The 12633-nt window shown below is 69.2% G+C and carries 13 protein-coding genes; 4 read left to right on the top strand and 9 right to left on the bottom strand.

Annotated features, from left to right (window positions below; genetic code table 11):
- Positions 1-14: 14 nt before the first annotated feature.
- From ACZ50N_RS18440 to ACZ50N_RS18420, 5 genes are all read right to left on the bottom strand, one after another.
- Positions 15-689, bottom strand: coding sequence for a methyltransferase family protein (locus ACZ50N_RS18440; RefSeq protein WP_048421969.1), 675 nt, complete (start codon positions 687-689; stop codon positions 15-17).
- A gap of 2 nt (positions 690-691) precedes the next feature.
- Positions 692-2335: an ABC transporter permease gene (locus tag ACZ50N_RS18435; RefSeq protein WP_464473488.1), complete on the bottom strand. Its 1644-nt coding sequence runs from the start codon at positions 2333-2335 to the stop codon at positions 692-694.
- Positions 2332-3261 (bottom strand): ABC transporter ATP-binding protein, encoded by a 930-nt coding sequence (locus tag ACZ50N_RS18430; protein ID WP_464473487.1) that lies wholly within the window; start codon positions 3259-3261, stop codon positions 2332-2334. The genes ACZ50N_RS18435 and ACZ50N_RS18430 overlap by 4 nt, the downstream gene beginning before the upstream one ends.
- Positions 3254-3910, bottom strand: coding sequence for a TetR/AcrR family transcriptional regulator (locus ACZ50N_RS18425; RefSeq protein WP_046366469.1), 657 nt, complete (start codon positions 3908-3910; stop codon positions 3254-3256). Before ACZ50N_RS18425 ends, ACZ50N_RS18430 begins: the two co-directional genes overlap by 8 nt.
- Positions 3911-4048: 138 nt before the next feature.
- Positions 4049-4729 (bottom strand): O-methyltransferase, encoded by a 681-nt coding sequence (locus tag ACZ50N_RS18420; RefSeq protein ID WP_046366464.1) that lies wholly within the window; start codon positions 4727-4729, stop codon positions 4049-4051.
- A gap of 168 nt (positions 4730-4897) precedes the next feature.
- On the opposite strand from ACZ50N_RS18420, the gene sigE reads away from it, so the two are divergent.
- The 4 genes from sigE to tatB all read left to right on the top strand — a co-directional run bounded on the left by sigE (position 4898) and on the right by tatB (position 8177).
- Positions 4898-5695 carry an RNA polymerase sigma factor SigE gene (gene sigE / locus ACZ50N_RS18415; RefSeq protein ID WP_110814650.1) on the top strand — a complete coding sequence of 266 codons (798 nt, stop codon included), beginning with the start codon at positions 4898-4900 and terminating at the stop codon, positions 5693-5695.
- 88 nt (positions 5696-5783) lie between these two features.
- Positions 5784-6179 (top strand): anti-sigma E factor RseA, encoded by a 396-nt coding sequence (rseA, locus tag ACZ50N_RS18410; protein WP_048422061.1) that lies wholly within the window; start codon positions 5784-5786, stop codon positions 6177-6179.
- A 92-nt stretch (positions 6180-6271) separates the two neighbouring features.
- Positions 6272-7759, top strand: coding sequence for a serine protease HtrA (htrA, locus tag ACZ50N_RS18405; protein ID WP_046366463.1), 1488 nt, complete (start codon positions 6272-6274; stop codon positions 7757-7759).
- A gap of 4 nt (positions 7760-7763) precedes the next feature.
- Positions 7764-8177 carry a Sec-independent protein translocase protein TatB gene (tatB, locus tag ACZ50N_RS18400; protein ID WP_046366462.1) on the top strand — a complete coding sequence of 138 codons (414 nt, stop codon included), beginning with the start codon at positions 7764-7766 and terminating at the stop codon, positions 8175-8177.
- Positions 8178-8181: 4 nt separating this feature from the next.
- On the opposite strand, the gene ACZ50N_RS18395 is transcribed toward tatB, so the two are convergent.
- The 4 genes from ACZ50N_RS18395 to ACZ50N_RS18380 all read right to left on the bottom strand — a co-directional run bounded on the left by ACZ50N_RS18395 (position 8182) and on the right by ACZ50N_RS18380 (position 12618).
- Positions 8182-9339 (bottom strand): Mrp/NBP35 family ATP-binding protein, encoded by a 1158-nt coding sequence (locus tag ACZ50N_RS18395; protein WP_073685176.1) that lies wholly within the window; start codon positions 9337-9339, stop codon positions 8182-8184.
- A 36-nt stretch (positions 9340-9375) separates the two neighbouring features.
- Positions 9376-10692 carry a lytic transglycosylase domain-containing protein gene (locus tag ACZ50N_RS18390; protein ID WP_048421972.1) on the bottom strand — a complete coding sequence of 439 codons (1317 nt, stop codon included), beginning with the start codon at positions 10690-10692 and terminating at the stop codon, positions 9376-9378.
- A gap of 91 nt (positions 10693-10783) precedes the next feature.
- Positions 10784-11326: a DUF1003 domain-containing protein gene (locus ACZ50N_RS18385; RefSeq protein ID WP_073682669.1), complete on the bottom strand. Its 543-nt coding sequence runs from the start codon at positions 11324-11326 to the stop codon at positions 10784-10786.
- Positions 11323-12618 carry a magnesium transporter MgtE N-terminal domain-containing protein gene (locus tag ACZ50N_RS18380; protein WP_048421974.1) on the bottom strand — a complete coding sequence of 432 codons (1296 nt, stop codon included), beginning with the start codon at positions 12616-12618 and terminating at the stop codon, positions 11323-11325. Before ACZ50N_RS18380 ends, ACZ50N_RS18385 begins: the two co-directional genes overlap by 4 nt.
- Positions 12619-12633: the final 15 nt, after the last annotated feature.

The following is a 12633-nucleotide window of genomic DNA, read 5'->3' as shown; positions in this document are numbered from 1 at the left end:
GGCTCAGTATGGGCTCACCACACGTGGGGGATCAGCCGAAACCGCACCTGTTGCGTGTAGTCGAGGTAGCCGGCCAACCCTGCGCGTAACGCCTTCTCCTCGTCGAGGATTCGGGCCGCCAGCAGCGGCACGGTCAGCGCCACGACCGCCAGCCCCCACAGGGACCCGAGCGCGAGTGGTGTGCCGGCCATCATCACCAGCGTCGCGGCGTACATCGGATGGCGGACGATCGCGTAGAGCCCCGTCGACACGAGCGGCTGATCCTGCTCGACGGTGATGCTCGCGCCGGCCCAATTGTTCTGGACGACAACCAGTTGCGCGCCGAGCAAGCCGGCGGCGACGATGACGTCACCAAGGACGACGAGCCAGTCCGGAACCGTGGACCAGCCGAATCGCCAGTCGAGCGCGCCGACGACGAGGGTCGCGATGACCGCCACCAGCATGAGGCTGATGATGATCCGCTGCGCGGGTCGCGTCTCGGCGGTCGGTCCGGCCTTGACGCGACGGGCCAGTGCCTCGGGCTGTCGCACCGCGAGGTAGGCGCCCGAGACCACCGAGCACGCTGTGAACACGGCGATGAAGGCCCAACCCTGCCAGTAGTCCACGGTGCCCGCAGGGACGAACAGGGCCAGCCCCAGACACAGGATGCCGACGACCGCCGACGCGATGGCCTGCAGGATGAGCTTCACGATCAGCGCAGGTCGCGTCGGCGGAATCCGATGACGCCCAGCGTGATCGCCGCGGCGTCGAGGCAGAGCAACCACACCAGCGGCACGGCGGTGAACGAACCGATGCCGACGTGCGGCACGTGGCTGAACGGCTCCAGATCGAGCAACCAGTGCGGCGCGTCGGCAAGCGAGCCCATCATGAACACCGCGATGAACCCGACGAGCAGCCCCCAGGCTACCGGCGCCCAGCGCGGTGCGAATCCGAACAGCGTCACGGCCACCGCCGCGGGCAGCCACACCGCGGGCAGCTGGGCGGTCGCGGTGCCGAGGACCGTCGGAAGCGTCGCGCCGATGTCACCCGTCGCGGTCCCGTAGGTCAGCCCGGTGACGAGGCCGGCCACCAGCAGTGCCACGGCGGGACCACCGATCGCGAACACCAGATGGCTTGTCAGCCAATGCCTTCGGCTCACGGAACCGGCCAGCACAGCTTCCGCGCGCTGAGTGCTCTCCTCCTGGTGCAGGCGCAGCGCGAGGGAGACGGCGAAGGCCGCCGCGATCATGCCGAGCATGCTGAACGCCACCGCGATGAAGGCCTGTTCGACGGCGCTGGATCCGCCGAGGCGTGTCACGATGTCGCGGGCGACCTGGCTGTCTCCCATCTCATCTCCGATGCCGTGCACGATGCTGCCGATCAGCAGACCGTAGAGACTCAACCCCACCGTCCACACGAGCAGTGCTCCACGGTCGAGACGCCACGCCAAGCCGACCACGCCACTCAGGGCCGCCGCCGCCCGCGGCGGGCCGGGTCGTTCGGCGAGCAGGCCCGCGCCGACGTCGCGCCGCGACAGCAGCAGGTACGCGACCGCGAGAAGAGCGGCCGTCAGGCCGAGATGCAGTGCCAGGACGGCGAACCTGTCACCGGCGTAGGGCCGGACCTGCAGTGACCACCCCAGCGGTGAAAGCCAGCCCAGGAACACAGCCCGGGTGCCGGCATCGCCGACGGCCCGCAGCGTGAACGCGGCACCCAGCACCGCGAACGCGGCACCCCGCGCGAAGCGGGCGTTCGGCGACAGTTGGGCCGTGACGGCGGCCACCGCGGTGAACACCAGGCCCGAGCAGGCGAGAGCGGCACCGAAGGCGAGGGACCCGGCGGCGGGCACGTTCTGGGTGAGCAGACCGGTGGTGCCGATGGCTCCGGTCGCGACCGACGCACCGCCGGCGAGCAGCAGCGCGGCCGTCAGTCCGGCGTAGCGACCGATCGCGGTGGAATCGAGAAGCTCGGCGCGGCCGGCTTCTTCGTCGGCGCGGGTGTGGCGGATCACGGTGAGGATCACCGCGACCGCGATCAGGGTGTGGAACATGCCGGCCTTCCAGATGCCGACCGCGCCGAGGCTGTCGTCGAAGACCTGCCCGTAGAGCGCGCGCTGGGCCGGGCTGGCCATGATGGATGCCGCCAGCGTCGCCCGCTCCGCAGCGGTGGGATACACGGCCGCGGTGGCGCCGATGTAGACGCTCGAGAGCGGAACCGAGAGCAGTAACACCCACAACGGCAACACGATTCGGTCCCGACGGGCGTAGAGCCGCAGCAGGTCCAGGGTGCCGGTCAGCCCGCTGCCGCGGTTCGGTGCCTGGTGCGCCGGATGCGGGCGCTCGAGCAGCGTGGTCATGCGTGCACCTGCTCTTGGTCTGCCGTGTTTGCGGTGTTTTCGGTGTTGTAGTGGCGGAGGAACAGCTCTTCGAGAGTGGGCGGCTGGCTGACGAGGCTGCGTACGCCGGCCTCGCCGAGCACTTTGATCACCTGCGCCAGGCTCTCGCCGTCGACCTGCGCCCGGACCGTCGTACCGTCGACGGAGACATCGTCGACGCCGGGAATGGAGTCCAAACCGGTTGGGCTGCGGAGTAACTCAGCAGTGATCGAGGTGCGCGACAGATGTCGCATCGAGTCCAGCGTGCCGCTCTCGACGGTGCGTCCGGCCCGGATGATGGTCACGCGATCGCAGAGCGCCTCGGTTTCGGCGAGGATGTGGCTGGAGAGCAGGACGGTGACCCCGCGATCGCGGGCTTCACCGACGCAGTGCTGGAAGACGTTCTCCATCAACGGGTCCAGCCCGGTGCTCGGCTCGTCGAGAAGTAGCAGCCGCGCGTGAGAGGAGAACGCCGAGACCAGCGACACCTTCTGACGGTTCCCCTTGGAGTAGGTTCTCGACTTCTTGGTCGGGTCGAGGCTGAACCGTTCGACGAGCTCGTCGCGACGCTTCATGTCGAGTCCGCCGCGCATGCGGGCGAGCAGATCGATGGTCTCGCCGCCGGTCAGAGTGGGCCACAGCGTGACATCACCGGGCACGTAGGCCATGTGGCGGTGCAGGGCGACGGCGTCGGTCCACGGATCGGCGCCGAGGACGCGCACGGTGCCCGAGTCGGCGCGCGCCAGCCCGAGCAGGATGCGGATGGTGGTGGATTTGCCCGCGCCGTTGGGGCCGAGGAAGCCGTGCACCTCGCCTCCGGCGACGGACAAATCGAGGCCGTCGAGGGCTCGGACCGAGCCGAACGTCTTGGTCAGGGACCGCACCTCGATTGCAGCGTGCTCACTCATCTGGGTCTCCTTGTGTGAACGGAATACCTTCCCGGCGCCTCGCGAGGAAGGCGTCGTACATCGTCGAATCGGTCATCAGGCCGTGGGTGTAGAGCTCCAGCGCCGGCAACACCATCTCCTCGCTGTAGTCGCGCAGGACGGCGCGCAGGTCGGATGGGTCGGGGTGCAGTTGCAGGTAGAGCAGGAACGCGCCGCCGCCCGCCATGCCCAGGAAGCGCGCGCGGGCCTTCGCGTCGACACTCGGCTTGATGGTGCCCGCGCGCACGCCCTCTTCGATGTACTGCTCTGTGTTGTCGATCATGTTGTGCCACAGCGTCTTTGCGAGGTCACCACCGGACTGCAGACTGCGCACCAGGTAGGCCATCATCGGCGCGTACTGCTCGATCTCGGCCATCTGCGCGAGCCACGTCGCCGGGTCTGAGGTCTGGATCGACTCGGACTTGGCGGCCCGGATGGTCTCGGCGATGTACTCGTCGCAGGCGCGGTGCAGGTTGTCCTTGCTGCCGAAGTGGTGGATCACCAGGCCGGGGCTCACCCCCGCAGCCGCTGCGATCGCTCGCACGCTGACGCGGAACCCGTCGCGGCCGAACAGTTCGATGGCGGCGTCGCGAATGCGAGCCACCGCGGTGAGATCATCCGCTGAACGCATGTTCAACATGCTAAACACGCGTTCAGTCTGCGGTCAAGGTCTGTCCGCGGCGGGGTTCCATGACGTGGGCGGGCAGACGCGAACTCGAGTGATTCGACGCAGAATCACTCGAGTTCGCGTCTGCTCGCGTAAAAAAGCTCAGTCGCGGGCGGCGGCGAGCAGGCCGTCGCCGAGGGGGATCAGCACGGGGGTCAGCCGCTCGTCCTCTGCGATCAGCCGGGCGGCCTCACGCACAGCGCTGACTTCGGCGTCCTTGGCGGTGGCGTCGCCGGCCCGGCCGCCCAGAGCTGCCCGGTGCAGAACGATCGCGCCGCCGGGCCGCAGCAGGCGCACCCCTTCAGCGACGAATTGTGGCTGGTCGCCCGGAGCTGCGTCGATGAACACCAGGTCGTAAGACTCATCGGCCAGGCGGGTCAGCACTTCCTGCGCGCGCCCGCTGATGAGCCGGGTGCGCCCCGGGCCCACCCCGGCCTCGGTGAACGCCTGCTTGGCGATCCGCTGGTGTTCGGGTTCGACGTCGATCGTGGTGAGCACCCCGTCGTCGCGCATGCCCGAGAGCAGCCACAGCCCGCTGACGCCGGCGCCGGTGCCGACTTCGACGACGGCCTTCGCGCTGGTCAGCTTCGCAAGAACGCACAGCAGGGCACCTACGGCGGGCGTCACCGCTCCCGCGCCGATGTCGACGGCTCGCTCCCGCGCGGCAGCGACGATCGCGTCCTCGGAAATGGAGTGTTCGGCGTGGCTGACGATCGCCTCGGCGACACTCGGCGCGGCGGGGGAATCGCCGGCGCCGGCGGTGGGCTCGTCGGTGCTCGACATGCCCGCAGCGTAGAGCGTCGGCCCCGACGCGGACACCTCGACACGCCAAGCCCCGGCGGTGGCCGGCGCGACGCCGTTTCCGCTGGTCGAAAATGGGTAGCGAGGTTTCTCAGGAAATGTTCAGTTTGCTCATATGCCTGGCTCACCACGACGGGAGAATGTATTCGCATGACAGACGCCGCGCACCGCGACGCGATCGCCGACCGCGGGAAGAATGTGTCTCTGCGCCGCGTTGTCTCGACCGAGCGGCACGAGCCGCAGGACAGTCCGCACGACCTGGAGGATCCGACGACCACCAACGCCCCCGTTGCTGCCCCTGTGTCCATGGCCCATCTGGAACAGTTCACCGAGGCCGAGTGGGTGGAGACCACCGACGAGCTGACCGGCACGGCCGTGTTCGACGCCACCGGCGACCAGTCCGCCATGCCGAGCTGGGACGAGCTCGTCCGCCAGCACGCCGACCGCGTCTACCGGCTGGCCTACCGCCTGTCGGGTAACCAGCACGACGCAGAAGATCTCACGCAAGAGACCTTCATCCGGGTGTTCCGCTCCGTGCAGAACTACCAGCCCGGCACCTTCGAAGGCTGGCTGCACCGCATCACGACCAACCTGTTCCTCGACATGGTCCGTAGGCGCGGGCGCATCCGGATGGAGGCGCTGCCCGAGGACTACGAGCGTGTCCCGGCCGATGAGCCGAACCCCGAGCAGATCTACCACGATTCGCGATTGGGTCCCGACCTGCAGGCCGCGCTCGACTCGTTGGCCCCCGAGTTCCGTGCCGCCGTCGTGCTGTGCGACATCGAGGGTCTGTCCTACGAGGAGATCGGCGCCACGCTGGGCGTCAAGCTGGGCACCGTCCGAAGCCGCATCCACCGCGGCCGACAGGCGCTTCGCGAGTACCTTGCCCGGCACAGTGACATCAGGGCCGACATCAGGACCGTTCAGGATTCCGCCCGATCGGCGTGATCTCGGCATGGCGATGAGCGGCGGATGCACAGAAAGCCGCGCTACATTCGAAGCAGGCCTGCATCCATGACCGGAGAGGAGTCGGGTGGTGTTCGATCCCGGACATGCGTTCCGTCGCGCATTCTCCTGGCTCCCCACGCAATTCGCGTCGCAGAGCGATGCCCCCGTCGGGCCCCGGCAATTCGGTAGCACCGAGCACCTGTCGACCGAGGCTGTGGCCGCCTACGTTGACGGTGAGCTGAGGATGAGTGCGCACCTGCGCGCCGCTCACCACATGTCGATGTGCCCCGAGTGCGCACTGGAGGTCGACAGTCAGCGCCAAGCCAGGGAAGTGCTGCGCGACGCATGCCCGGTGGCGATGCCGAGCTCTTTGCTGGGTCTGCTGTCGCAGATTCCGCAGCACGCTCCATTGCAACACCCCGAACCCGCCGACACCCCGCAGCTGGCCGATGGTGCGCCGCGCACCCGCCGGAAGCGTCGGTAGGGTGTGGGTGACGTCGGCCCGGACCGGGTGCCGTTGATTGCTGGCGTCCCGAACTTGCAGGTGAACACGGTGACGAGAAGGGCGATCTACGCGTGACCAATCTGGACCAGACCGGTCGGGAGCGTCTCGAGCCGCGCCCGGTGTCGCGGCCTCCGGTCGATCCGGCCGCCAAGCGCGCCTTCGGCAGGCCCGACGGCGTGAACGGGTCGTTCCTCAATCGTGGACAGAACCGCGACCAGGGTGAGTACGCGCCGAAGGACCAGCCGCCGGATCCGGTTCTCGCCGAGGCGTTCGGGCGTCCCCACCGGGGCGGTGACTCCCTCCAGCGCCACCCGACCGATGCCGGTGCGCTGGATGCGGAGCGCGACGGTGCAGGGGAGGACGTCGACGATCCATGGCGCAATCCCGGTGCCCCGGTGGCACTGGGAACCCCCGCGGTCACGCAGACCGCCCCGGCCGCGCCGACGGCTCCGGCGGGCAAGCTCGGTGTGCGCGACGTGCTCTTCGGCGGCAAGGTGTCCTGGTTCGCCCTGGTCATCCTCGGGATCGTCGCCCTGGTCATCGGCATCGCCGGTGGCGTGGTCGGCCGCAAGACCGCCGAGGTCGTCGAGGCCTTCACCACGTCCAAGGTGACGTTGGAGACGGGCAACAACGGTGAGCCGCCGCAGGGGCAGTTCGCGAAGGTGGCCGCCGCGGTGGCCGACTCGGTGGTGACGATCGAGGCCAAGAGCGACACCGAGGGGGCGCAGGGCTCCGGTGTGATCGTCGACGGGCGCGGCTACATCGTGACCAACAATCACGTGATCTCCGAGGCGGCGACGAATCCGAGCAAGTTCAAGATGTCGGTCGTCTTCAACGACGGCAAAGAGGTGCCGGCCAATCTCGTCGGTCGCGATCCCAAGACCGACCTCGCGGTCCTCAAGGTCGACAATGTCGACAACCTCGTGGTGGCCCGGCTCGGTGACTCGGAGAAGTTGCGCGTCGGCGAAGAGGTGATCGCCGCCGGTGCCCCCCTCGGCCTGCGCAGCACGGTCACCCACGGCATCATCAGCGCCCTGCACCGGCCGGTGCCGCTGTCGGGCGACGGGTCGGACACCGACACCGTGATCGACGGTGTGCAGACCGACGCATCGATCAACCACGGCAACTCCGGCGGTCCGTTGATCAACATGGACTCCGAGGTCATCGGCATCAACACCGCCGGCAAATCGCTGTCCGACAGTGCCAGCGGGCTCGGCTTCGCCATCCCGGTCAACGAGGTCAAGCAGGTCGTCGAGACCCTGATCCAGGACGGCAAGATCGCGCATCCGACGCTCGGCCTGACCGCCCGGTCCGTCAGCAACGACGTCGCCAAGGGCGCGCAGATCGCGAACGTGGCCGCGGGCGGCCCTGCTGAACGTGCCGGCATCCTCGAGAACGATGTCGTCGTCAAGGTCGGTGACCGCGACGTCGCCGACGCCGACGAGTTCGTCGTCGCCGTCCGACAGCTCAAGATCGGTGAGCCCGCTCCGATCGAGGTCATGCGGGACGGTCGGCGGGTCACCCTGACCGTCACTCCCGGCCCCGACAACAGCACCTAGGCCGATGTTCGCCAACGTGGGCTGGGGCGAGATGCTGGTCCTGGTGATCGCCGGTCTGGTGATCCTGGGACCGGAACGGCTGCCTGGTGCGATCCGCTGGACCTCGGGTGCGGTGCGTCAGGCACGCGACTACATCTCCGGGGCCACCAGCCAGCTGCGAGAGGATCTCGGGCCGGAGTTCGACGATTTGCGCGAGCCTCTGTCGGAACTGCAGAAGCTGCGCGGAATGACGCCGCGCGCCGCGCTCACCAAACACCTGCTCGACGGGGACGACTCGATCTTCACCGGGCGCTTCGACTCGCCCACCAAACCGGAGACGCCCGAGACGCCGCAGACCCCGCCGGAAAAGCCCCAGTCGGGGCCGGGGCCAGGGGATGTGCGCCCTGGCGTGACCAGGTTCGATCCGGACGCGACCTAGACGATCAGCGGCCCGCCGGATCGAGTCCCAACGACATCCCGGCCAGCCCGCGCTTGCGGCTCGACAGCGCATCGGCGATCGTCCGCAGCGCCGTTCCGGCCGCCGACTCCGGCGCGCTCAGCACCAGCGGGATACCGGTGTCGCCGGCGGCCACCAGGGCCGGATCGAGCGGAACCTGGCCGAGCAGCGGCACGTCGGCGCCGACGGAACGGGACAGGCTGTCGGCGACCTGGCGGCCACCGCCCTCGCCGAACAGCTGCATGGTCGAACCGTCCGGCATCAGCAGTCCGGACATGTTCTCGACGACACCGGCGATCCGCTGACGGGTCTGCAGCGCGATCGCGCCGGCGCGCTCGGCGACCTCCGCCGCCGCGAGCTGCGGGGTGGTCACGACCAGGATCTCGGCGCCGGGGATCAGCTGGGACACCGAGATCGCGATGTCGCCGGTGCCGGGCGGCAGGTCGAGCAGCAGGACGTCGAGATCACCCCAGTAGACGTCGGCGAGGAACTGCTGCAGCGCGCGGTGCAGCATCGGCCCGCGCCACACCACGGGGGTGTTGCCCTGGGTGAACATCGCGATCGAGATGACTCTGACGTCGTGGGCCACCGGCGGCAGGATCATCGAATCGACCTGCGTCGGGCGATCGGTGGTGCCCATCATGCGAGGCACGGAGTGGCCGTAGATGTCGGCGTCGAGCAACCCGACCGAGAGCCCCTTCGCGGCCATCGCGGCCGCCAGGTTCACCGTGACACTCGATTTGCCCACCCCACCTTTGCCCGACGCCACGGCGTAGACGCGGGTCAGTGAGCCGGGTTGGGCGAACGGGATCACCGGTTCGCGGGAGTCGCCCCGCAGCTGCTTACGCAGCTCGGCACGTTGCTCGTCGTTCATCACGTCGAGGGTGACCCGCACCGACCCGGTGCCGGGCACGTCGCTGACGGCTCGGGTGACCTGTTCGGAGATCTCCGTCTTCTTCGGGCAGGCCGAGGTGGTCAGGTAGATCTCGACGTGCACGGATGAGTCGGCGTCGACGGTGACGTTCTTGACCATGCCGACGTCGGTGATCGGTCGCCGGAGTTCAGGGTCGATGACCTTGGTCAGTGCAGCACGGACCGCCTTGGCGAGATCGGAGCCAGGGAGGTCGGGGGTGTGGGCAGACATCACCCGCGAGTGTAGGCCTGACGCTGGTCCGAGCCGTCAGCCGACCGGGCCGGGCGCGGGTCCGGGCGCCGGTCCCAGCCCCGGCGGCAGACCGGCGTCGGCCGGCGGCGGAGCAGGTTGGGCAGGCATCAGCGGCGGCGCGGGCTGGGCGGCCGGTACCGCCGGCGGAGCGGCCGGGACTGCGGAGTCGCTGATGCAGAACACGGCGCACTGCGGCAGCTGCTGTGCCGGCGGCGGCGTCACCCACGGCGGCACCCAGGCCGGCGGCGGCGCGGGCACAGGTTGCGGTGCGGCCGCCGGCGCCGGACCGGGAAGCGGTCCCAGCGACTGCCCCGGGACGAACCCGGGGACGTTCGTGTTGATCAGGGCCGCGACGTCGGTGCGTTGTCCCAGTTGCAGCAGGGCCAACGGATCGTTGGCCGGCAGCCCCGCAGCGTTGAGCGGCATCCCGGGGCCGAGCCCCTCCGGGCGGTCCAGGTGGCTGTCGCCGAGCGCAGGCACCTCGCCGGTGATGGGCGGCAGATCGACCGGCACCACACCGGTCGCATAGGAAGCGGCCCAGCTCAACACGTTTCGCGCGTAGGCCATCGAATTGTTGTAGCGCAGGATCGCGGCCAGCACGTCGGGCTGGTTGCGCAGGTTGAGCCCGCCGCTGCACAGGTAGCGGGCCGCGGCCAGCGACGCATCGAAGACGTTCTGCACGTCGGCCTTGCCGTCGCCATCGCCGTCGGCGGCGTAGCGCGACCACGTGCCGGGGAGGAACTGCATCGGGCCCAACGCGCGGGCATAGACCACGCGATCGGAGGCGCGGCTCTGCACGATCACCTCGTTGCCGGGCAGCGTCCCGTCCAGGCTGGGGCCGTAGATCGGCTTCACCGCGGTGCCGCGTGCATCGGTGGCTCCGCCGTTGGCGTGCATCGACTCGATGCGGCCGATGCCGGCCAGCAGATTCCAGCTCACGCCGCAGCCGGGGGCGGTCGCGGCCATCTTGGCTTCGGCGTTGCGGTAGGCGGCCAGCGCCATCGACGGGATGCGCAGCATGCCGGGTGCGCTGGTCACGATCGCCGGCGGTGGGGCGGACACGGTGGCCGCGGCGATCCGCATCGGGGTCGGCATCTTGGTGACTGCCACCACGGAGATCCCGGAGTTGTCCTGCGACGAAGAGGCGACCGCAGCCAAGGGCATCACCGCGGTGTCGCGGGTGGGCGAGTGACCTGAAGGCGCCGACGCACCGACCGCACCGGCGAGCACCAGGGGAGTCAACACAGCCGCGACGCCGAAGGCCGGTGTGCGAACAAGGCGTCCCGCCCGACATCTCGCTGCTCCGAGAGCCGCTCGTCCGCCTATGTGCACGCACCCGTCCTTGCTGTGTGGTGGCCTGTGAACCCAGTCACCATATCGGTTGGGCCACGACTGTGTTACGGCATTCGCCACAGCCGTGTCGTCAGGATCTGCGGGATCGCCTGTCGCCGCCGTCGGCTTTGCTCGGATCGGGCTCGGCAACGGGGTCGGCGGGTCGCAGGTCGCTGATCAGTTCGCGGATCTCCTCGAGTTCGCGGCGCAGGTAGTCACGAGTGGCCACTTCGCCGACGGCCAGGCGCAGCGCGGCGAGCTCGCGCGCGAGGTACTCGGTGTCGGCCTTCGTCTGTTCGGCGCGTCGCCGGTCCTCCTCGAGCGCCACCCGGTCCCTGTTCTCCTGCCGGTTCTGGGCGAGCAGGATCAGGGGCGCCGCGTAGGCGGCCTGGGTGGAGAACGCGAGATTCAGCAGGATGAACGGGTAGGGGTCCCACTGCCAGGCGAACGCGCCGATGTTGAGCAGGATCCAGACGATCACGATGATCGTCTGGATCGCCAGGTAGCGGCCCGTGCCGAGGAACCGCGCGATGCGCTCGCTGACGCGACCGACGGCCTCGACGTCGAACCGGGGAGTCAGGGAGCGGGAGACCCGCGGCGTGTCGAGCCGTTGACGTGCCGAGGCGTCGCTCATGTCGCCTTCTCCGCGGTCATGATCACCGGTTCAGCCTCGCGCTCGCGCCAGTCGTCGGGCAGGAGGTGATCCAGGACGTCGTCGACGGACACCGCGCCCAGCAGGTGGTTCTCGTCGTCGACGACCGGCCCGCACACGAGGTTGTAGGCGGCGAAGTACCGGGTGAGCGCGCCGAGGGAGTCCTCCGGGCCCAGGCTGGGCAGGTCGGTGTCGACGATGCCGCTGACCAGCGCGGCGGGCGGCTCACGCAGCAGCCGCTGCAGATGCACGCACCCCAGATATCGGCCCGTCGGCGTCGCGGTCGGCGGCCGGGAGACGAACACCAGCGAAGCCAGCGCCGGTGTCAGATCTGGATCACGCACGCGCGCAAGGGCTTCGGCCACGGTGGTGTCTGGCGCGAGCACTACTGGCTCCGAAGTCATCAGGCCACCGGCGGTGTTGGGGGAGTGGCTGAGCAGGCGGCGCACGTCTTCGGAGTCCTCGGGGTCCATCCGCCGCAGGAATTGCTCGGCATCGGCCGGACTCATGGTGCCCAGCAGGTCGGCCGCGTCGTCGGGATCCATCGCCTCGAGCACGTCGGCGGCGCGGTCGGTCTTCAGCTGCCGCAGCACGGCGACCTGCTCGTCTTCGGGCAGCTCCTGCAGAACGTCGGCGAGCCGTTCGTCGTCGAGCGCATTGACGACCTCGTAGCGGCGTTTGGCGGGCAGCTCCCGGATCGCGTCGGCCACCTCGACGGGACGCTGGCCGACGAACTGCTCGAGCAGCTGCGCCACGCCCTGATCCGGCATCGCGAGCCCGGACGGAGTCAGGCCCTGCACGTGCATCCAGTCCACCGTGTGCACGTTGCTGCGACGGCCGAGTCGCCGCTGCGGACGTACCGCCACCTTGGTGACCATCCAGTCCCTGGTGCGGGTCTGCTCGATACCGAGATCGACCACGACGACGTCGATCCCGGCGAGTTCCGCCAGATCGGGATCGTCGACGCGGACCCGGGTCTCGATGACCTGGCCCAGTACCAGCACCTCGCCGGGCCGCTGGGAGAAGCGGCGCAGCGAGACGCTCCCGGTGGAGAGGGTGACCGCGCCGGGCTCGATCGCGGTGACCCGACCAATCGGCACGAATATCCTTCGGCGCGAGAGCAATTCGATGACCAGACCGAGCACGCGGGGCTGTTGCCTGACCAGGCTGATGCTGATCACCACGTCCCGCACGCGGCCGATCGATTCGCCGTCGGGACCCAGCACCACCATCCCCGCGAGCCGGGCTGCATAGACCCTGTTGACCGACGCCATGAGTGTCAGAGTAGA

This window comes from Mycolicibacterium obuense (genome assembly GCF_055397605.1).
The sequence above is the reverse complement of the archived record's forward strand: the minus strand, read 5'-3'. Positions and strand labels throughout refer to the sequence as shown.